Genomic DNA, 20429 nt, shown 5'->3' with positions numbered 1-20429 from the left:
GTCCCTCTTATCTCCCGATCAGCGAGGGCAGCCAGGTGCCCAGCGCAGGCTGCCAGACGATCAGCCCGAGCACCAGCAGCTTGATCGCCACGAAGGGCAGGATTGCGGCATAGATGGTGGACATGCGGATCTCGGGCGGGGCGACCCCGCGCATCACGAACAGGATCAGCCCGAAGGGCGGGGTGAGAAGGCCGATCTCCATCGTCAGCAGATAGACCACGCCGAGCACCAGTGGATCGATCCCCGCCGCCTTGGCCAGCGGCACGAAGATCGGTACGGTGACCATCAGCATCGAGACCTGGTCGATGAAACAGCCCATGATCAGCAGCACGGCGATCATGGCAAGGAGCACCTGAACCGGCTCCAGCCCGATGCCCTGCACTGCGCGGATCACGCCGTTGGTGGCGCCGGAGAACGACAGAACCTGTGCAAAGGTCTGCGAAATCAGGATGATGAAGAGGATCATCACCGAGAGCTTTACCGTTTCGGTCAGCGCCTTTTGCAGTTTTTTCCAGCTCAGCGCGCGATACCCGGCGCCGAGGATCAGCGCGGCGACCGAGCCGAGTGCTGCGCTTTCGGTCGGCGTGGCGAGCCCCGCCAGCAGACTGCCGATCACCACCGCGAAGACCAGCGAGAGCGGCGCGACATAGCGCAGGAACGGCCCCCAGCGCTCAGACAGGGTGAGCCCCTCGGCCCCCGGATCGGGTGGGGCGAGATGCGGATTGCGCGTCACCCGCCAGACGATCCAGAGCACGAAGAGCACAGACAAGAGCAGCGCCGGGATCACACCCGCGATCAAAAGCCCGGCGATGGAGATGCCGGTGAGGCTGCCGACCAGCACGGCCAGCGCCGAGGGCGGGATCAGCATGGCGATGGCGCCCGAGGCCATGATCGGCCCCATGGCGAGAGTGGGCGCATAGCCCTTTTTCAGCATGCCGGGCAGCAGGGTCGAGCCCAGCATCGCGGTATTGGCGATGGTCGAGCCCGACAGCGCGGCAAAGAGCGTGCCGCCGAAGACGCTGACCACCGCGAGGCGGCCGGGAATGCGGGTCACCACCCGGTCGACCGCCTCGATGGCGCGATGCGCGACGCCGGTCTGGAACAGCAACTCGCCCATCAGGATAAAGAGCGGGATCGGCGCCAATTGGAAATTGGCGATGGATTGCACGGAGTTGCGCGCCAGTTGCATGATGCCGCGGTCGCCGCCCAGCACCTCGTAGGCGCCGATCACGGTGACGGTGAGAAAGGCAAAGGCCACCGGCAGCCCCATCAGCAGGAGCAGCGCAAGGCCGCCCAGCATCAGGCTCAGAACAAGGGTCCAGTCCATTGCGTCTAGAGCCCCGCCGTTGCCCGGGTGCGGTCGGCGCGCCCGGCCGCCTGGCGCAGGAATTCCACCGCCAGCAGGGCAAAGCACAGCGGGGCCACCGCCAGCACCCACCATTCGGGAATGGTGAAGGCCGTGCGGATCATCGAGCCGCGCTGCGCCGAGATCAGCGCCGCCTCGCCGGCATAGCGCACCAACGTCACGCAGACGGCGAGCCCGATCAGCGCGGTCAGCCGCGCCAGCGGCGCCGCCAGCCGATCGGGCAGGGCGGCTGTGACCAGATCGACGGTGACGTGCCCGCGTTTCCACAGCACCCAGGGCGCGCCGAGAAAGGTGGCCAGCAGCAGCCCGTATTCGACCGCGTCCAGCAGCCCGTAGACCGGGCTGCCGAACAGGTTCCTGAGCACCACGTTGACCGAGATCATCGCCGCGATCCCCGCGAAGATGGCCCCCGCCAGCGCGGCGCAGACCAGGAGCACGCCATCAAAAAGCGTGTTGAGCTTGGACATTCTGTCAGGCCCCTTTCGCGGTCACTCGGTCAGGCAGGATTTGAGATCGGCCGCGATGCCGGCATCCACCGCCGCGACACCGGCCCAGCCGGCCTCCTGTGCGGTGGTCAGCCACCTGGCCTCGTCCTCGGGCGAGAAGGTGATCACCTCGATCCCGGCGCCGGCCTGCTTTTCCGCCTCTTCGGCGTTGATGGCGATATTGTCGGCGTTCCTGGCCTCGATCCATTCGGCGGCCTCTTGCAGCACGGCCCTGGCCGCCTCCGGCAGCCCCTCCCAGCGGTCGAGGTTGACCAGCACGTTGACATCGACCTGGTAGAATCCGGGATCGACGCGGTACTTGGTCTGCTCGTCCCAACCCAGATCCATCACCCCCTGCAGCGGCCAGCCGTAGCCGTCAATCGCGCCACGTTCCAGCGCGGTATAGACCTCGCCCGGGGCGGTGCGCACCAGCGTGGCGCCCAAGGCCTCGAACATGGCGCGGTAGACCGGGGTGGTGCGGATCGTCAGCCCGCTCAGGTCGGGGCTGTCGATCGGCTTGGTCAGGTAGAGGTGAAAGGCGACGTTGTCGCCGGTGCGGGCCAGGAACTTGACGTTCATCTGCTGCTGGTGGATGGCGTCGATCTTGTCCATGCAGCCGTTGGCGCGTTGGTCCTGGGCGGTGTTGGTCGCCAGGTGCAGCGCGTCACCGGTGGGCACAAGGTTGGTGTAAAAGGCCGAGGTGTTGTTGGCGATATCGACGACGCCGCCCGAGACCGCGTTGCCCAGCTCGAACGGCGGCACCGCCTCGGGGCCGCCGACATAGTCGATCTGCACCACGCCCTTGCCGATCTCGTTGACATGGGCGACGAAGGCCTCGAACGGGCGCGAAAAGGTGGTGCCGCCGGCAAAGGCGCTGACCCCGCGCAGGGTGACCTCTTGGGCCACGGCCGGCGCGGCGGCGAGAACGGCCGCGAGGGCGGCGGATGCTAGTCTTTTCATGGAACCTCTCCCTGTAGGTAACTTGAGCGCAGCGGTGACAAGAGCGAGTCACGCGGCGACCGGCTCAGTGTAGCTGCGGTTAAAAAGCATGCAAACGGGTATTTGTATTTGACGAGGGTGCCCGGAGATCATTCGTAATCTCAAAGGAGGTGGTTTTCCGGTTGTTGTCGATATTTGCAAATGGGTGCAGAAGCCCCGCGCGTTCCGGACGGGGTGCGGATTCGGCATGCGACAAGGTGATCCGTGGTGAGCGGTTGCGGCGACCTGATTTTTCATGGGAAAACGGACGGCAGGATGTGGCGGCCGGAGGGTTGGAGCGAATGCGCGAAATGACGGACACCCCTGAGGTGGAAACCCCGGCGGACCGCGCCGAGGCGGGGCGGCCGCCCTGGCTGGGTGAGGTCGGGTTGAACGGGTTCGCGCCCTATCTGATGAACCGGATCATGGGCCGCTACAACGCCGATCTGCGCCGCGAGATGGCGGAGATGGGGTTGAGCACGGCCAAGATGCGGGCATTGGCGGTCTTGTCGGTGATGGACGGCATCCAGATGTCCAAGCTCGGTGTTTACGCGGTGGTCGAACAATCGACCCTGTCGCGGGCGGCGGAATCGCTCTGCGCCGAGGGGTTGGCCCGGCGCGAGACCGACCCGGACGACCAGCGCGCCAGCCGCATCTACCTGACCCGGGCCGGGCGCGCCGCCTTTGACCGGATGTGGCCGCATATGGCCGCCAGCCACGACCGGATGTTCGAGGGCATCGACGAGGCCGAGCAGCGCGCCTTCCTCGGCACGCTTCACAAGATGCTGGCCAATATCCGCAGGCACGATTTCTGAGCGACCGGCCGGCGAGGCACAGGCGGGGGGCCAGCCCCCTGCACCCTCCGGGGATTTTTCCGGCCAGAAGTAGAGGCCGGGGGCACTGCGCGACCGGACGGCGGGCAAATGCCCCAGGACAGACCGGGGCGCGACGCCCGGTGCTCCGTACCGGTCAGCTTCCGCACCCGGCACGGTGAGGTGACGGCGCTGGAACCGCGCAGCGTGAAGCCGGTGGCTTGCCCGTTGCCGGCCGGCGGAGGGTCCGGCCCGGACCGAAAGGCAGGCCGGGTGGAAAGGCGGGGGCGGATGGATAGGATTGACTCGAAAGTAGTTAACAGGCCGAATCATACGATACCCGGGGGATTGTTTACGTTTAATCGCGGTTTCCGGCTGAAATTTGGGCATTGGTTCCAGGTTTTTCATAATGCCCTGGGTCGGGCATGGCGCCGGACACGGCGCTGTATCGGCCAGCGTCACATCCGCACCTGTCATCGAATATCCCCGTTTGAGAAACAGTAACCCGAGGATTCCGGGCGAATTCGGGTCAGAAACGCGCAGAACCTGACGAACGCCGTGGGAAATCAGGGTGAACTTGTTGGGAAATTAGAAACAATCGCCAAGGTCCCTGACCGTGAACGACACACGGAAAACCGACTGATCGGGCGATCAATGCAGGAATGCAGCTGATTATGTTCGAATTTTCATTTTGTTGGCCTCTTCGCCTGAGGTAAATCTTAACGTACCTGAAGGGGGCGATGTCAGAAGGTCGCATTCGTGACCGATTGATCGCAACAGGACGGTGCAGAAAAAAGATGCGTCGCCGGGTCTGAGTCCTGGCCGCGTGTGACGGTGCTTGCCGCTCGGCAGCGAGTGCGGTTTGCCATGCTCGGCATGGTGAGTCCGGCGCTGTCCGCGATGTGAATTCGGTCGGGGCGGAATGCGCGCAAGGCGCCGCCACCAACCACAGACTAAGTCAGGCGCCGTTCAGCGCGGATTATGGATCGGCGCAGGTCGAGAAGGAGAGAGTGATGCCAGATAAATGTACGCCAGGACCGAAAAGCGACGGTATCGTCGAAGGAAGCAGCGGCGACGACCGGATCGACATTGCTTATACCGGCGATCCGGACGGCGACATGATCGACAACGGTGATGCCTCTCTCCCCGGCGAGGTCGGCGACGACGATATCGTCGATGCCGGAGCTGGTGACGATTACATCGAGGCCGGCGACGGCAACGACGAGATCTATGCGGGCAGCGGCGACGACGAGGTTTACGGCCAGGATGGTAACGATGTCATCTATGGCGATGGCAACGCCCCCGGTGGCGCCAACGGCGGTGGCCGCGCGGTGTTCCAATGGGATCTGGCCCCCGACCCGGACGACGGCGGGCAGGTCGATGTCTATGACGATCTGAGCGGCGGATTCACCCAGAACGCGGGTGGCGTCGATGTGACCTTCACGGTGTTGGCGCAGGGGCCGGGCAGCGCCTCGACCTTCTCCGACCAGACCCAGCTTGTGGATGGCATCACCACGATCGACGGCACCCTGGCGGACGCCACCAGCGCGCTTGATTCCGACGCCTATGTCGAGAATCAGCCGGTGATTTACGAACTCGGGTTCGGCGCACCGGTCGAGAACGTATCGTTCCGCATCAACGACGTCGACAACGACGGCCTGGTCACGGTCAAGGCCTTCGACGTCAACGGCGATCCGGTCGAGGTCACGCTGACCGGTGGTTCTGACGTGACGCTGCTGGACACCGATTCCGTGGCCGGGGCCGATACGGCCGATTCCAACGGCGGGAACCCCCCCTATACCAGCCCATCACATTCTGTCCTGGTGGAGATTGCCGGACCGATTGCAAGGCTGGAGATCACCCACGATCAGGATGGGCCGCTGGATTCCGGCGTTGCGGTGACGGATGTCTATTTTGATGCCCCCCCCTGCGACACCGGCGCGGACGGCAACGATACGCTGCACGGCGGCGAAGGGGACGACACCATCTTTGGCGAGGGCGGTGACGACATCATCACCGGCGGCGATGGCAGCGACACCATCGACGGCGGCGACGGCGACGATACCATCGACACCAGTTCGACCTCCGGCGTGCCGCTGCCTGATCGCGGCTTTCCCTCCTACGACGGGCTGCCGGCGATTCCGGCAGATAGCGATCCCTACGACGATCGCGATACCGTCTATGGTGGCGAGGGCGATGACACGATCATCACTGGCGACGACAACGATGTGATCGACGGCGGCGGCGGCAACGACACCATCGACGGCGGGATCGACGACGACACCATCCTGGGTGGCGACGGCGACGACATGATCGTCGGCGGCGAGGGGTCGGACACGATCGACGGCGGCGCGGGCGACGACACCATCTACGGCGGCCTCGACCCCGCGTTTCCGGATGCATTGAACATCCCCGACGACGGCAGTCTGCGCACCGCCGACCCCGACCCGACCAATGGCATGGACGTGATCCACGGCGGCGACGGGGATGACACGATCTTTGGCCAGGATGACGACGACACCATCTATGGCGGCGATGGCGACGACTACCTCGATGGCGGCATCGACGACGACTACATCGAGGGCGGCGCCGGCAACGATACCATCATCGGCGGCCAGGGCACCGATACGATGCTCGGCGGCGACGGGCGCGACACCTTTCTCGGGGTCGATGACGGCGAGGTGATCGACGGCGGCAGCGGTGGTGACGACTACGACGTCCTGAACATGGGCGGGCAGCGGTTTACCATCACCAGCGAAACGCCGGATCCCGACGGTAACAGCACCTCGGGGACGATGGATCTGCTGGACGACTTCGGCAATGTGACCGGCTCGCTCACCTTCAAGGAAATCGAGGAGATCATTCCCTGTTTCACCCCCGGCACCCGCATCGCGACGCCGCAGGGCGAACGGCTGGTCGAGGATCTGGAGGCCGGCGACCGGGTGATCACCCGCGACAACGGCATTCAGGAGATCCGCTGGATCGGCGCACGCCGCCTGAACGGGCTGGAACTCGCGCTCTCTGACCATCTGCAGCCGGTGCGGATCCGCAAGGGTGCGCTGGGGGGCGGTCTGCCGCAACGCGACATGGTGGTCAGCCCCAATCACCGGGTGCTGGTCGCCAATGACCGAACCGCGCTCTATTTTGAGGATCGCGAGGTGCTGGTCGCGGCCAAGCATCTGATCGGGATGGAGGGGGTCGAGAAGATCACCCTGTCCGAGGTCACCTACATCCACTTCATGTTCGACCAGCACGAGGTTGTGCTCTCGGACGGGGCCTGGACCGAAAGCTTCCAGCCGGGCGACCTGACCCTGCGCGGCATGGACAGCGACCAGAGGCGGGAACTTCTCGAACTGTTCCCGGAATTGGGAACGCAGAGCGGGCAGATCAATTACCCGGCTGCGCGCCGCGCGCTGAAAAAGCACGAGGCCGCCTTGTTGACGCAGTAACCCTGGGGCTGGGGGAGCCCGGCGGTTGCAGCTACACAACGGCCGCGCGATGCGTGGGGAAAGGCAGGGTTTACCCCCTGCCTTTTTCCTGTGCGCCGATCCGGTCCGCGCGCCAGGCCGCCCAGTCCTCAGGCGTGTCCAGATCGCGCAGCGCGTGGCGGCCGGGCAAGGGCACCAGCCTGACCTTGTCGGCGTGGCGGCGGATCACCGTCTGGGCGCCGGAATCGCCTGTCAGCGCCATAAGCTCCGGGAACAGCGCCCGCGACAGAACCACCGGGTGACCCGGCGCGCCAGCCGCTGTGGCACCGCGAAAGATGCAGTGTTTATGATTTAAATCAACATCTTGCGCGACACACCTGATGTCTTCAGGGAGAATGTCGGGCAGGTCCGCCAGCAGGATCATCACGGCGCGGGCCGCGTCGGGCGCTGCGGACAGGGCACGCTTCAGGCTGGCGGATATCCCCTCGGCGGCATCGGGGACCTCGACCGGGGTCACCGGCAGCCCGTCGAGGGCGGCGTAGCGGGCATGCGGCGCCGGCGGCAGCGCGACGATCACCGGCCCGATCCCGGCGGCGCGGGCGCGCTGAGCCATACGGCGCAGCAGTGGCTGGCCATCGACATCCTCCATCAGCTTGTCGCGCCCGCCCATGCGGCGCGACTGGCCGGCGGCGAGCAGCAGGATCGGCAGGTCGGTCATGCCGCGATCATGGCGCGTCACGCGGGCGCTGTCACCCGCGCATGCGCGCCCCGTCGGCATCGAAAAGCGGCGTGGTGACCAGCCGCGCCTTGCGCATCTCGCCGAGGATCTCGATCTCGACCTCCAGCCCCTCGGCGATGCGCCCGGCGGGCAGGAACCCCAGCGCCACCGATTGCCCGGCATGGTGGGAATAGCCGCCCGAGGTGCAAAACCCCTGCACCGACCCGTCCAGCCAGATCGGCTCATACCCGTTCACATCGGCATCCCCGGCGGCAACCACGAAGGCAGCAAGGCGGCGGGAGGGGCCGGCGACCCGTTCGGCCTCGGCGGCGGATCTGCCAATAAAATCCGCGCCTTTCTTGAAGGAGATGAAGCGGTCCAACCCGGTCTCGCCCGGGGTGTAATCGGGCGAGAACTCCGCCATCCAGCTGCCAAAGAACTTGCCCAGCCGCAGGCTCATCATCGCGCGCATGCCGAAGGGGGTCACGCCGTGGTCCTGACCGGCGGTGATAAGGGTGGACCAGAGCTGTCGCTGCGCCATCGGATCGCAGTAGATCTCATAGCCCAGATCGCCGGTATAGCTGACCCGCTGCACGACGCAGTCGGTCATGCCCACCGTCATCCGCCGCACGTCCATGAAACGCAGGGCGGCGGCATCGTCACGGGTGCAACCCGCAAGAAGATCCCGCGCCCTTGGCCCGGCGATCTGAAATCCGTTCAGCTTATCGCTGATATTCTCGATATTTACGCCCGGTTCCTGATGTTGCAGGAACCAGCGCATGTGAAAGGCCTGCGCGCCATAAGAGGCGGTGAGTTGGAAACTGTTTTCGGCCAGGCAGGACACGGTGAAATCGCCGATCAGACGCCCGCGCGGCGAGAGCATGGGCGTGAGCGAAAGCCGCCCCGGCGCGGGGATCCGCCCTGCCATGATCCGGTCGAGCCAGACCCGTGCGCCCGGCCCGGTGACGCGGTACTTGCCGAAGTTGTGAACCTCATTGATTCCAACCGCTTCTCGTACCGCCTTTACCTCGCGCGCGGTGGCGTCAAATGCGTTGGAGCGGCGGAAACTGGGGGTCTCATAATGCGGCTCGTCGCCTTTGGCGAAATAGTTCACCACCTCCAGCCCGTATTGCTGGCCCCAGACCGCGCCCATGTCGGAAAAGATGTCGTACATCGGTGTGGTGCGATTTGGGCGCGCCGCCGGCAGTTCCTCGTTCGGATAGGAGACCGAGAAGCGTTTTTGATAGTTTTCAATGACTTTCGGGCGGGTGTAACCGGGGCCGATCCAGTCGCCAAAGCGGGCCACGTCCATCGCCATCACGTCGCGCTCGGTCTCTCCCTCGATCATCCACTGTGCCAGCATCAGCCCGACACCGCCGCCCTGGCTGAACCCGGCCATGACCCCGCAGGCCGACCAGTAGTTGCGCACCCCCGGCACCGGGCCGACCAGAGGGTTGCCATCGGGGGCAAAGGTGAACGGGCCGTGGATCACCGACTTGACCCCAGCCTCGGCCAGCACCGGAAAGCGTTTGTATGCAAATTCAATGCTTTCCGAGATCTTGTCAAAGTCATCCGGCAGCAACTCGTGCCCGAAACTCCAGGGTGTGCCATCGACCGCCCAGGGTTTGCAGGGCTGTTCGTAGAACCCGATGCACAGCCCGCGCCCCTCCTGCCGCAGATAGGATTCGCCGGCCGGGTCCATCACATGCGGGTGTTCCTTGTCGCGTTCGTAGATCTGCGCGATGTCGTCGGTGACGATGTACTGGTGCTCCATCGGGTGCAGTGGGAAATAGATCCCGGCCATCGCCCCCACCTCGCGCGCCCAGAGGCCACCGGCGTTGACCACATGCTCGGCATGGATCGTGCCGTTGTCGGTGACCACGTCCCAGCTGCCGTCGGGGCGCTGGTTGGTTTCGCGCACCATGCAATGGGTCTCGATTGTGGCGCCGCCCATCCGCGCGGCCTTGGCATAGGCGTGGGTGGTTCCGGAGGGGTCGAGGTGGCCGTCGAGCGGGTCGTAAAGCGCGCCGATCACCCCGTCGAGGTTGGTGATCGGGGCGATTTTCGCGATCTCCTCGGGGCCGACGATCTCGGTCTCCAGCCCCATGAAGCGGTGCTTGGCGCGTTCGGCCAGCAGCATGCCGAACCGGTCGCGGTTGTCGGCCAGGGTCACGCCGCCGACATGGTGCAACCCGCAGGAGAGGCCGGTGATCTCCTCCAACTCCTTGTAAAGGCGAATGGTATAGCCCTGCAGTGCGGCCATGTTCGTATCGCCGTTCAGGGTGTGAAACCCGCCCGCCGCGTGCCAGGTGGAGCCGGAGGTCAGGTCGGAGCGTTCGATCAGCATCACGTCCGACCAGCCCAGCTTGGTCAGGTGGTAGAGCACCGAGCAGCCGACGACGCCGCCGCCGATCACCGCGACACGGGTGGTGGTTTTCATGGAGAGCCTCCTGCTGTTTCGGCGGTAGCCTGTGGGTTTGGCCTGCCCTGCGCTTGTTGGAATGCGACCATGATTGTCGCTAGGGGAACAGGGGAAAACCGGGGAATTCGAGCCCCGAATTGTACAGGTGCGACCGGAAATGTCGCCGGGTGGCGATCCGGCGCGCCGTGGCGCGGGCAGGGTGGCCGATAGCGAAACCGGCCCAGGGAGCCCACCTCATGCGTACCCACGCACAGGCCGTCGTGATCGGCGGCGGCGTTATCGGATGTTCGATCCTTTACCATCTGACGAAACTGGGCTGGACCGACGTGGTCCTGCTGGAGCGGGACGAGTTGACCAGCGGGTCCACCTGGCACGCGGCGGCCAATATCCACGGACTGCATGACAACACCAACATCAGCCGCATACAGCATTACACCATGACCCTCTACAAGGAGCTGGAGGAGGAGACCGGGCAAGGCTGTGGTGTGTTCCAGCCCGGATCGCTCTACCTGGCGCAGACCGAGGCGCGCGAGCACCAGTTGCGGCTGCAGGCGGCTAAGGCGAAGCTCTACGGGATGAACTTCCACGAGGTCAGCCGCGACGAGGCCGAGCGGCTGCATCCGCTGGTCGATTTCACCGGCATCCGCTGCATCATGTGGGAACCCGATGGCGGCAATGTCGATCCCTCGGGCGTGACCCAGGCCTATGCCGCCGGCGCCCGGGCGCGGGGGGCGGAGATCCACCGGTTCACCCCGGTGACGGCGACCGAGGCACTGCCGGACGGGACGTGGATCGTTCGTACGCCCAAGGGCGAGATCCGCACCGATTGGGTCATCAACGCCGCCGGGCTCTGGGGCCGCGAGGTGGCGGCACTGGCGGGGCTGACGCTGCCGCTGCAACCGACCGAGCACCAGTATTTCGTCACCGAGACGATTGCCGAGATCGCCGCGCTGGACCGTCGGTTGCCCTCGGTCGCCGACCGCGACGGCGAATATTACCTGCGCCAAGAGGGGCAGGGGTTGCTGGTCGGCGCCTATGAGCGTGACATGCGGTTCTGGGCCGAGGGCGGCACACCGCTGGATTTTGCGCATGACCTGTTCCCCGACGATCTGGAGCGGATCGAGGAAAACATGATGCGCGCCATCGACCGGGTGCCGGCGGTGGGCACGGCGGGGATCAAGCGGGTGATCAACGGGCCTATGATATGGTCGCCCGATGCCAATGTGCTGTTCGGCCCGGTGCCGGAGATGACCGGGTATTTCTGCTGCAACGGCATCATCCCGGGCTTTTCGCAGTCGGGCGGCATGGGGCTGATGGCGGCGCAATGGATCACCGAGGGAGAGACGCAATACGACATGTTCGCCTGGGACATGGCGCGGTTCGGCGACTGGGCCGATGCGGGTTTTACCAAGGCGAAGGTGCGCGACGTCTACGCCAACCGTTTCTCGATCCATTTCCCGAACGAGGAGCGCGCGGCGGGACGGCCCGTGCGCACGCGGCCGGTCTACGAGATGCAAAGGGGGATGGGCGCGGTGTTCGGCCTGAACTACGGCTGGGAGCATCCGCTGTGGTTCGCGGATGCGCAGGGTACGCAGGATACCAATGGCTTTACCCGGCAGAACTGGTGGGGGCCGGTGGGCGCGGAATGCCGGATGCTGCGCCAGCGGGCGGGGATCATCGACATTTCCAACTTTGCCAAGTACCGCGTGGCGGGGCCGGGGGCCGAGGATTGGCTGAACGCGCTGTTCGCCAACCGGATGCCGCGCGCCGTGGGCCGGTCCTGCCTGACGCCGCTGATCGGCAGGCGCGGCGGCATCGCCGGGGATTTCACCGTGACCCGGCTGGGCGAGGAGGAATTCTGGGTGATCGGTTCGGGGATGGCGGAACGTTATCACCAGCGGTTCTTCCGCGCGGTGCCGCTGCCCGAGGGGACGGAGTTTGAGAGCCTGACCGAGGCGGTCTGCGGCTTCAACGTGGCCGGTCCCAGATCGCGCGAGATGCTGCAGCGGCTGACCAATACCTCGCTTGAGACGGAGGATTTTCCCTTCATGCGCTCGCAACGGATCGAGCTGGGCGGCGTCGACTGCCTGGCGCTGCGCGTTTCCTTCACCGGCGATCTGGGCTGGGAGCTGCATTGTGCGGCCGAGGATCAGGCCCGGCTTTACTCGGCGCTGATCGAGGCAGGGCGCGAACTGGGCGCGGGGCCGGTGGGCAGCCGGGCGCTGATGAGCCTGCGCATCGAAAAGGGCTATGGTTCCTGGGGGCGGGAATACAGCCCGGAGTACTGGCCGCAGGAGGTCGGGCTGGACCGGCTGGTGAAGCTGGACAAGGATTTTCTGAACAAGGCCGCTGTTGAGGGCACGCTGACAAATCCGCCGCGCGAACGGCTGGTCCTTCTGGCGCTGGACGAGGCGGATGTGACGGCCTCGAATGCCGATGCGACGGGCGGCGAGCCGATCTTTCGGGGTGGCGAGGGGATCGGACGCGTCACCTCGGGCGCCTATGGCTATTCGGTGGGCATGTCGCTGGCGCTGGGATACGTGAAGGGGGCGGAACCCGGCGACGCGGTCGAGGTCATGGTGCTGGGTCGCCCGCACCGCGCCACGATCCTTGCCGAGCCGCCCTTTGATCCGGCCGGCGCGCGCCTGCGGGGGTGATTACAGGCCCTGTCGATGGCCCGGCGGAATACCATGGCCGGGTTGACAGGTGAATATTCGGTTGCAACGCTCGCGGCGCGGACCGTTCCGAATTTGGTTTTGCATACATTTTTAAAATTTAATCGCACTTGAGGAGACAAGCCGATGGCTTCTTCGTTCAGGACTCTCAATGATGAGATCCAGGTCAATTCCTACACCAAGAGCAACCAGGGCGACCCCGCGATCGACGCGAACCCCAAGACCGGCGGGTTCCAGATCGTCTGGGAAAGCAAGGGTCAGGACGGCGACGGACTTGGCGTCTATGGTCAGGATTTTAATGCCAAGGGCAAGGCCGTCGGCGAGGAGTTCCGGATCAGCGACATGACCGTCGGCGATCAGGAGAACCCCGATGTCGCCTTTAACAGCAAGGGGCAGGGCTCCTGGGTCTGGCAGACCGACGCAATCTGGAGCGAGACCAATATCGACCGCGACGAGGTTCCCACATCGCGGGATTACGAGGCCGATAACATCCGCACCCGGTCCAAGACCTTTGGGTTCGAGGGCGACGGCGCCGAAGAGGAGTATTACAATTTCGAGCGGGTCCGCTACGGCCGCACCGACCCGGAGGCCGAGGGGCAGGACGCGATTGCGCCGCGGGTGGTCTCGCTGGGCGGCGATATGTTCGCGACGGGGTATTTCGTGCGCGATTATCTGCATGGCGAATTTCAGTTCACGGTGGACGAATATACCGCCAATACCTACCGGCTGCCGACCAACGGCCAGTGGTCGCGCAACTATATGGGCGACGAGGTTTTCCCGCGCGGCGCGACCACTTTTGGTGATCTCGCAAAGTTTGACGATGACAATATCCTTGTCGTCGGAACGCTTGCGATGAACGCGGTTGGCGACGAAGGGATCATCCAGTTCCAGTTGTTCGAAGAACCCCGGGTGAACGGCCTCGCCTTTGACCTGAGCGAGCGGTACGTGCTGGAAGATTCCGGGCTGAGCGGTGCGGCCTCCGACCCGCGTGTCGCTATGCTCAAGGGCAAGCAGTTCGCCATCACCTGGACCGAAACCACCGGCAGCGGCAAGGCCGAGCAGACCGACGTCTATGTCCAGATCTTCAAGTCCGGCAACCTCAAGGCATCCTCTCCGGTGATCAAGGTGCATTCGGACAGCTCGAAGGATCAGGATCACGCCGAGATCACCGCGTTGAAGGATGGCGGGTTCCTCGTGGCCTGGACCGATGAAGGTGGCGATGGCAAGGGCTCTGCGATCATGGCGCAGCGGTTCGATGCCGATGGTGTCAAGCTGGGCGGGGCCGAGGTGATCAACTCCACCACCAGGGGCGACCAGGCAGATCCGGCGCTGACCACGCTGAAGAACGGCAACGTGGCGGTCACCTGGGAGTCCGATTTCGGCGATGGCGCCGGCACCTCGGTCAAGGCACAATTGCTGAAGATCTTGAACTACGGATCGAACAAGGCGCAGGATCTTGTCGGGACCTCGGCCAAGGAAAAATTCGTTACCGGCAAGAAGAACGACAGCATCGACGCCGGCGGCGGCAACGACACGATCAAGGCAGGCTCCGGCAAGGACTGGCTGGACGGCGGCGAGGGCAATGACAAACTCGACGGCGGCGCCGACAAGGACATCTTCGTCTTTGGCAGCGGCAAGGACGTGATCCTCGGGTTCGAGGACGACAAGGACAAGGTCCTGTTCGACGACGCGCTGGTCGCGGGCAAGCTGACCAATGCCAAGCTGGGCAAGATCGTGGAGGAAACCAAGAAGGCGCTGGTCTTCGATTTCGGCGATGGGGACCAGCTGACCGTCAAGGGGATCAGTGACTTTGCCGATTTCAGGGACGATTGGGATATCGCCTGACCGAAGCCGGAGCGGAATGCCGGACGGGCGGGCCGATGCGCCCGCCCGATCGCCCGATCCGGTGCCTTAATCCGGCGTGCGCAGGCGCGAGTTCTGGACGATGAGCACGGTGAGCAGTGGCAGCGCCACGGTAATCAGCGCGACGGCGATCAGCAGCCAGCCCAGTTGCGAATAATCCGCCGGGGTGACCAGCGCGCCGGTATCATCACGCACCTCGCGGGTGACGGTAAAGGCCTGGTTCATGTAGCGGGTGCCCAGGCTGCTGGCCGAGAGCGCGAGATTGGTAAAGGAGGCCATGACGGCGAAGAAGGTCGCTTTGAGGTTCTCCGGCGCGTTGCGGGCGATCCAGGCCAGCATCGGGATCATCGCGATCTGGCCCAGCGGGCTTTCCACAGCGGCGTCGATTATGGCGATGAACCGGGCGTCCACGATGCCGCCGGTGAGCGCGGCTGTCCAGGTGTGCAGCCCGTAGAAGAGCCCGATGTTGGGCAGCGACAGCAGCCCCGCCGCCAGTGACAGCAGCACCACGATATAGACGATGGAGTGATTGGCCATCAGCGGGCGCAGCACGAACATGCCGACCAGAGTGAGCATCGAGACGATCAGCGACAGCACCGCGAGGAACTGCTGATCGAACCCAAGCTCGTCGATGGTGAACCAGGTGGCGCCGGCGCCGGCCAGCGGCGTGGCGCGAAACATGAAGATGATGATCGCGGTGCCGATCAGCGCCCGCGCCTTGGCCGGTTCCAGCACGGCAATGAGCTGGCGCATCAGGAACAGCACCACCGCCATCGAACCGGCAAAGATGATTTCCTGCGAATACGGTAGGTCGGAAAGGCCCACCGTCAGCGTCACCGCGACGAAAAGGCCGCCGCCGATGAAATAGGCCCAGTTGGGTTTCACCGCGCCGCCCTCGGGGGCGAAATGCGCCATGGCCGCGTCACGGCTCAGACCGCTCTGGATCAGCGCGGCGATGTGGCGGCGTTGCTGGACCATCGCCAGCAGAACGCCGGAGACCGAGATCACGGGGATCACCAGGCCGATCAGGTAGACCCGGCCATAGACCGCGCCCTGTGCCGCCAGCGGCAGGTCCTCGATGCCCGAGAACAGCGTGATGTTGAGCGCGGCGACCACGGTCAGCGCGCCGATCAGCGCGACACGGCCCAGCGTCTGCATGGTGGTATGCTGGGCGCGCAGCGCCTCCTGGTCCAGCGGGTTGCCGGCCGCGTCCACCTTCGGCACCGCCTCGACCGAGAGCGCGTCGGCCACCGAATCCTGGATCACGTAGCCGCAGGGCGACAGCAGCGAGGCAAGCACGAACCAGGCGGTTACCGGCATCGTCTCCTGCATCCAGGGGGTGCGCAGGGCCAGCCCGTACATGATGGTGAAACTGGCCGCGATCAGCCCGGCGCCGATGAACACCAGCACCCATTTCCAGCGCCACATCAGATCGACCAGATGGCCCATCGGCATCTTCAGCGCCCAGGGCAGCCCGATCCAGAACCCCAGGCCCGCCACGAAGGCGGCCGAGACGTCGAGATAATCCTTGATGAAGAACGTGCCGACGACGCCGGTGATCCCCGAGGCGCCATAGGCGAAATAGACCATCAACGGCGGCAGGAAGGACCAGCGCAATTGGCGCAACAGGTCGAAAACGACGGAATCGACCCAGCCGCCCAGCGCACCGAGCCGCCCGGTCATAGCGGCCGGATCTTGAGCGCGGTGACGCGGTTGCCCTCGCGCCCGATCACCTCGAAGCGGAAATGGTGGAACGAGAACACCTGGCCCACGGTCGGGATCATCTGCGCCTCGTGGATCACCAGACCTGCGACGGTGTTGGCCTCGTCGTCGGGCAGGGTCCAGTCGCTGGCGCGGTTGAAATCGCGGATCGTCATGGCGCCATCGACAAGGTATTGCCCGTCCTCGGTCTTGCGGATCGGATGCTCGCTGTCGGGGTCGAATTCGTCGGTGATCTCGCCGACGATCTCCTCGAGGATGTCCTCGAGCGTGATCAGCCCCTGGAGCGAGCCGTATTCATCGACCACCAGCGCGAAATGCGACCGCATGCGCAGGAATTGCCGCATCTGGTCGTCGAGCGTCGTGGTCTCGGGGATGAAATAGGGCGGCTTGGCGACATCGGTCACCTGAAAGCCGCGCAGCGCGCCGGCGTCGCCGTCGGGGCCGCCGATGCGGCTGTACATGGCGCGCAGCAGATCCTTGGCGTGGACCACGCCGATGATGTTCTCGGGCTCGACCCGGTAGACCGGCAGGCGGGTGTAGGGGCTGGCAAGGCATTGCGACAGGATGGTTTCGGGATCGTCGGCGGCATCGACCATCTCGATGCCCGAACGGTGCAGCATGATCTCCTCGACGGTGCGGTCGCCGAGGTCGAGCGCGCCGAGGATGCGGTCACGGTCCTCCTTTTCGACGACGCCCTCGGAATGGCCCAGGTGCAGGGCGCCGGCGATCTCCTCGCGCACGGCGAGCACATGGCTGTCGGGGTCGATGCGCACGCCGAAGATGCGCAGCACGCCGCGCACCAGCAGCCGCACCGCGCCGACGATCGGGGCGAAGACGGTGACGATGACCTCGATAATAGGGGCGACGGCGGCGGCGGCCTTTTCCGAATTGGTGATGGCATAGGTTTTCGGCAGCACCTCGGCGAAGATCAGCACCAGGAAGGTCATCACCAGGGTGGCCAGCGCCACGCCGCTTTCGCCGAACACCCGGGTAAAGAGAGCGGTCGCCAGCGAGGCCGCGAGGATATTGACGAGGTTGTTACCCAAAAGGACCGAACCGATCAGCCTTTCGTTGTCCTCGGTAATGCGCAGCGCCTTTTCCGCGCCGCGCGATCCCTTGTCGGCCTGGGCGCGCAGCTTCCCGCGCGAGGCGGCGGTCAGCGCGGTTTCCGAGCCGGAGAAGAAGCCGGAGAGGATCAGCAGGAAAAGAATGCCGCCCGCCGTTCCCCAGAAGGCGGTGTCGAGATGGGTCGAGATGGTCTCCATCGGAATTGAATACCCTTTGTCCTGCATTCGGTTATGGGGCCGGGCCAAGCGGTTATCAAGGCCGTGATGGATCAGTCGCCGTCATTGCGGGGATGTGCCAGCGGATGATGCTCCAGCACCAGTTCGGACAGGCGCTCGTCCAGTACATGGGTGTAGATCTCGGTGGTGGAGACATCGGCATGGCCCAGAAGCGTCTGGATGACGCGCAGGTCGGCGCCATTGGCCAGCAGATGGGTGGCAAATGCGTGGCGCAGGGTATGCGGTGTCACCTTGGTCGGATCGATACCGCCGGTCGCCGCCAGTTCCTTGATTAGCAGGTAGAAGCGGTGCCGGGTCAGGTAACCCGACTTGCCGCGCGAGGGAAACAGAAAGCGCGAGGGCGCGGCGCCCTTGGCCACGGATTTTTCCTCGGCGGCGTCGCGTTCGGCCAGCCAGGCGGCCAAAGCGGCGCGGGCAGGGGGCGACAGCGGCACCATCCGCTCCTTGTCGCCCTTGCCCCGCACCAGCAGCATGCGCGGATCGCCCCGCGCGGCGGCGGCGGGCAGCGAGACCAGTTCGCTCACCCGCATCCCGGTGGCATAGAGCAGCTCCATCAGGCAGGTGTTGCGCAGCCGGTCCGCCGGGCTGCGGCCGGTTTCGCGGGCCGCCGCCAGCAGCCGGTCGACATCCGGCACGCCGAGGGTTTTCGGCAGCCGCTTGTCGCGGCCGGGGCCGCGGATCTGGATCGCCGGGCTGTCCTCGCGCCAGCCCTCCTCGAAGGCAAATCGGTAAAGCTGCCGGATCGCCGAGAGCCGCCGGGCGCGGGTGGCGCGCGACAGCCCCTGGGCATCGCAATTGACCAGATAGGCCTCGATCGCGCCGCGATCGGCGGTGTCGAAGCCGCTGCCGCGCCGGTCGAGCCAGCCGGCGAAATCCTTCAGGTCGCGGCCATAGGCAAGCTGGGTGTTGGTGGCCGCCCCCAGCTCCGCCGCCTGCGCCTCGAGAAAGGCGCTGATCCAGCCCGCATGATCCGCCGGTGCCGCCATGTCAGGTCCGGCCGATCAGCATCAGTTGCAGCGCGCCGCGCCGGGCGGTGTCCTCCAGCCCGATGGCGCGCAGGGTCGCCAGGGCGGCCGTCAGATCGGCCGGGTTGCCGCGTGCGCCGCTGTCGAACAGCGAGATGCCGCGCAGGATCACCTCGCCCAGCCGGCCTGCCTCGAGGGCGGTCTTGAGCTCCTGCGGCGGTTGGGTGGCGCCCGAAAACCCCTCGGAAATGGCCTGTGCCCGGTCGTCCGCCGGCGCCGTGCCGCCGGGCACCCCCTGGGCCAGTTTGGCGAGAAAGGCGTCGGTTTCACCCCCCTCCGGCGGCTGGCGCGCGGCATCCTCGTATCCGGGCGACAGCAACCGGATGTGCCAGGCCAGCACGCCCGTGGCGCCCTCCAGCGGGTAGGCGGCGAGCCGGTCGGCGAAGAGATGGGCAAAGGGCACCTCGAGTCCGGCGGTGCGGATCTGGTCCCAGACCTGCGGCAGGGTCTTTGCCACCGCCTCGGCGCTGCCGGTGTCCAGCGCGGTGTCAAAGCGCTGAACCGCCGCGACCCGGTCCCAGATCCCGCCGGAGGCGGCCGGTGCCCGTTCGGTATAGAGCCCGAGCAGCTTGTTGGGGTTGAGCGCGCCGATCCGGGTCAGACGCTCGGCGGCCTCGATCTGGGCCTTCCATCCGGCAAGGTCGCGCAGGTCGGCATTGGCAAAGGCGCGCGGCAACCGGGTGCTGGGCAGCCGTTCGCCGATCGCCTCGTAGAGGCGGAAGGTCAGCGGATCGGGGGCGTCAGGCGCAGGCAGGGGCGGCGCCCCCTCGAAGATCTCGGGGCTGAGGAAGCGGTCCAGCAGGTCAAGCTGCGCACGCGGCAGAAGTTCGAGCGCATGGGCGGTTTCCAAGGTCAGCGCGGCGGTCTGCCAGTCGCCGTCGCGCAGGGTGCAGAAAATGGTCGCCGCGAAATCGGGGGCCAGATGGGGATGCTGCTGCAGGGCGGCGCAGCTGTCGTCCTCCTGCCCGGTCAGCAGCGTGGTGTCGAACCAGCGCCGGAACAGCGCGGGGGAGCGCATCGGACCGGCAAGCTCGGTCAGGGCCAGGGCCGGATCGGTGGCGCCAAGCTCGATCAGCCGGTCGATCTGCGCCAGCAGCAGCGCCTCGGACGCCTGTCGCGACGCCCCCGGCGGCGGGCGTTTCTCGGCCAGCAGAAGGGTATAGAACAGCGCCTGCATCGCCGGGCTGTTCTCGACCGGCGCGGCCGCGATCAGCCGGGCCAACAGCTGCGCGTCGCTGCCGTGCCACAGATCGATGGGCAGCCCGGTGACATCGGGGGGCACCAGCCCCAGCGGCGGCGCCAGTTCCTCCAGCGGGCTGACCTCGATATCCGGGCCGAGGGCATGTTCGGCAACCGGCGGTTCCAGCAGCACCGGGCCGGGCAGGGACGACGGGTGCGCCTGGCCCAGCCAGTCAATCACCGAGAGCGGCTCCTGCGCCGCGGCGGCCAGCGGCAGCCAGAGCGCGACCAGCGTGGCGCTAGTTCGCATGCAGCGTCACCGGTTGCCGGATCTCGGCGCGTGGCGGCGCGAAATCGGCACCGAACCACGGCCCCAGGTAAGCATAGATCACCAAGCCGATCGCAGCGAGAATAAGAAGGTAAAACAGATACTTGATCAAACGCCCCATGCG

Annotated in this window: 14 protein-coding genes; 4 read left to right on the top strand and 10 right to left on the bottom strand. The window is 65.7% G+C overall.

Annotated elements, in window-relative coordinates; translation table 11 throughout:
• Nucleotides 1-7 precede the first annotated feature (7 nt).
• From P1U75_RS17770 to dctP, 3 genes are read right to left on the bottom strand one after another with little or no spacing between them, the layout of a single operon-like run.
• Entirely contained in the window at nucleotides 8-1327 is a 1320-nt protein-coding gene (locus tag P1U75_RS17770) for a TRAP transporter large permease (RefSeq protein ID WP_300245609.1), read from the bottom strand.
• 5 nt (nucleotides 1328-1332) lie between these two features.
• A complete protein-coding gene (locus P1U75_RS17765; RefSeq protein WP_300245607.1) occupies nucleotides 1333-1833 on the bottom strand; it encodes a TRAP transporter small permease in 501 nt (166 codons plus the stop codon).
• A 21-nt stretch (nucleotides 1834-1854) separates the two neighbouring features.
• Nucleotides 1855-2811 carry a TRAP transporter substrate-binding protein DctP gene (dctP, locus tag P1U75_RS17760; protein ID WP_300245605.1) on the bottom strand — a complete coding sequence of 319 codons (957 nt, stop codon included), beginning with the start codon at nucleotides 2809-2811 and terminating at the stop codon, nucleotides 1855-1857.
• A 329-nt stretch (nucleotides 2812-3140) separates the two neighbouring features.
• On the opposite strand from dctP, the gene P1U75_RS17755 reads away from it, so the two are divergent.
• Both P1U75_RS17755 and P1U75_RS17750 read left to right on the top strand, forming a co-directional pair.
• Nucleotides 3141-3644, top strand: a complete 504-nt coding sequence (locus P1U75_RS17755; protein ID WP_300245603.1) for a MarR family winged helix-turn-helix transcriptional regulator — start codon at nucleotides 3141-3143, stop codon at nucleotides 3642-3644.
• Nucleotides 3645-4654: 1010 nt separating this feature from the next.
• The gene (locus P1U75_RS17750) at nucleotides 4655-7090 is read left to right on the top strand and encodes a Hint domain-containing protein (RefSeq protein WP_300245601.1); all 2436 of its coding nucleotides are present in this window, start codon (nucleotides 4655-4657) and stop codon (nucleotides 7088-7090) included.
• Nucleotides 7091-7160: 70 nt separating this feature from the next.
• Here the strand turns inward: P1U75_RS17750 and P1U75_RS17745 are convergent, their stop codons facing one another.
• Nucleotides 7161-7787, bottom strand: coding sequence for a nucleotidyltransferase family protein (locus tag P1U75_RS17745; protein WP_300245598.1), 627 nt, complete (start codon nucleotides 7785-7787; stop codon nucleotides 7161-7163).
• 31 nt (nucleotides 7788-7818) lie between these two features.
• Entirely contained in the window at nucleotides 7819-10227 is a 2409-nt protein-coding gene (locus P1U75_RS17740; protein ID WP_300245596.1) for an FAD-dependent oxidoreductase, read from the bottom strand.
• 218 nt (nucleotides 10228-10445) lie between these two features.
• Here P1U75_RS17740 and P1U75_RS17735 point away from each other — a divergent pair, with 218 nt between their 5' ends.
• Both P1U75_RS17735 and P1U75_RS17730 read left to right on the top strand, forming a co-directional pair.
• Nucleotides 10446-12866 carry an FAD-dependent oxidoreductase gene (locus P1U75_RS17735; RefSeq protein WP_300245593.1) on the top strand — a complete coding sequence of 807 codons (2421 nt, stop codon included), beginning with the start codon at nucleotides 10446-10448 and terminating at the stop codon, nucleotides 12864-12866.
• A gap of 144 nt (nucleotides 12867-13010) precedes the next feature.
• Complete coding sequence (locus P1U75_RS17730; RefSeq protein WP_300245591.1) at nucleotides 13011-14729, top strand: hypothetical protein; 1719 nt, start codon at nucleotides 13011-13013, stop codon at nucleotides 14727-14729.
• Between the two features lie 66 nt (nucleotides 14730-14795).
• Here P1U75_RS17730 and P1U75_RS17725 read toward each other — a convergent pair whose 3' ends face one another.
• From P1U75_RS17725 to P1U75_RS17705, 5 genes are all read right to left on the bottom strand, one after another.
• The gene (locus P1U75_RS17725) at nucleotides 14796-16430 is read right to left on the bottom strand and encodes a hypothetical protein (RefSeq protein WP_300245590.1); all 1635 of its coding nucleotides are present in this window, start codon (nucleotides 16428-16430) and stop codon (nucleotides 14796-14798) included.
• Nucleotides 16427-17734: an HlyC/CorC family transporter gene (locus tag P1U75_RS17720; RefSeq protein WP_300245588.1), complete on the bottom strand. Its 1308-nt coding sequence runs from the start codon at nucleotides 17732-17734 to the stop codon at nucleotides 16427-16429. The genes P1U75_RS17725 and P1U75_RS17720 overlap by 4 nt, the downstream gene beginning before the upstream one ends.
• A gap of 71 nt (nucleotides 17735-17805) precedes the next feature.
• Entirely contained in the window at nucleotides 17806-18759 is a 954-nt protein-coding gene (locus tag P1U75_RS17715) for a tyrosine recombinase (protein WP_300245586.1), read from the bottom strand.
• Nucleotide 18760: 1 nt separating this feature from the next.
• Nucleotides 18761-20287: a hypothetical protein gene (locus P1U75_RS17710; RefSeq protein ID WP_300245584.1), complete on the bottom strand. Its 1527-nt coding sequence runs from the start codon at nucleotides 20285-20287 to the stop codon at nucleotides 18761-18763.
• Entirely contained in the window at nucleotides 20277-20426 is a 150-nt protein-coding gene (locus P1U75_RS17705; RefSeq protein ID WP_300245582.1) for a hypothetical protein, read from the bottom strand. The genes P1U75_RS17710 and P1U75_RS17705 overlap by 11 nt, the downstream gene beginning before the upstream one ends.
• Nucleotides 20427-20429 lie beyond the last annotated feature (3 nt).

Source organism: Antarcticimicrobium sp. (assembly GCF_029212575.1).
Taxonomy (GTDB): Bacteria; Pseudomonadota; Alphaproteobacteria; order Rhodobacterales; family Rhodobacteraceae; genus Antarcticimicrobium.
Note: the sequence above shows the minus strand (reverse complement) of the source record. Positions and strands in the feature narration are given on the sequence as shown.

Bases quoted from the DNA above. Each gene is read 5' to 3' on its own strand.
- P1U75_RS17770 (WP_300245609.1), bottom strand. From the start codon at position 1,327: ATGGACTGGACCCTTGTTCTGAGCCTGATGCTGGGCGGCCTTGCGCTG.
- P1U75_RS17765 (WP_300245607.1), bottom strand. From the start codon at position 1,833: ATGTCCAAGCTCAACACGCTTTTTGATGGCGTGCTCCTGGTCTGCGCC.
- dctP (WP_300245605.1), bottom strand. From the start codon at position 2,811: ATGAAAAGACTAGCATCCGCCGCCCTCGCGGCCGTTCTCGCCGCCGCG.
- P1U75_RS17755 (WP_300245603.1), top strand. From the start codon at position 3,141: ATGACGGACACCCCTGAGGTGGAAACCCCGGCGGACCGCGCCGAGGCG.
- P1U75_RS17750 (WP_300245601.1), top strand. From the start codon at position 4,655: ATGCCAGATAAATGTACGCCAGGACCGAAAAGCGACGGTATCGTCGAA.
- P1U75_RS17745 (WP_300245598.1), bottom strand. From the start codon at position 7,787: ATGACCGACCTGCCGATCCTGCTGCTCGCCGCCGGCCAGTCGCGCCGC.
- P1U75_RS17740 (WP_300245596.1), bottom strand. From the start codon at position 10,227: ATGAAAACCACCACCCGTGTCGCGGTGATCGGCGGCGGCGTCGTCGGC.
- P1U75_RS17735 (WP_300245593.1), top strand. From the start codon at position 10,446: ATGCGTACCCACGCACAGGCCGTCGTGATCGGCGGCGGCGTTATCGGA.
- P1U75_RS17730 (WP_300245591.1), top strand. From the start codon at position 13,011: ATGGCTTCTTCGTTCAGGACTCTCAATGATGAGATCCAGGTCAATTCC.
- P1U75_RS17725 (WP_300245590.1), bottom strand. From the start codon at position 16,430: ATGACCGGGCGGCTCGGTGCGCTGGGCGGCTGGGTCGATTCCGTCGTT.
- P1U75_RS17720 (WP_300245588.1), bottom strand. From the start codon at position 17,734: ATGGAGACCATCTCGACCCATCTCGACACCGCCTTCTGGGGAACGGCG.
- P1U75_RS17715 (WP_300245586.1), bottom strand. From the start codon at position 18,759: ATGGCGGCACCGGCGGATCATGCGGGCTGGATCAGCGCCTTTCTCGAG.
- P1U75_RS17710 (WP_300245584.1), bottom strand. From the start codon at position 20,287: ATGCGAACTAGCGCCACGCTGGTCGCGCTCTGGCTGCCGCTGGCCGCC.
- P1U75_RS17705 (WP_300245582.1), bottom strand. From the start codon at position 20,426: ATGGGGCGTTTGATCAAGTATCTGTTTTACCTTCTTATTCTCGCTGCG.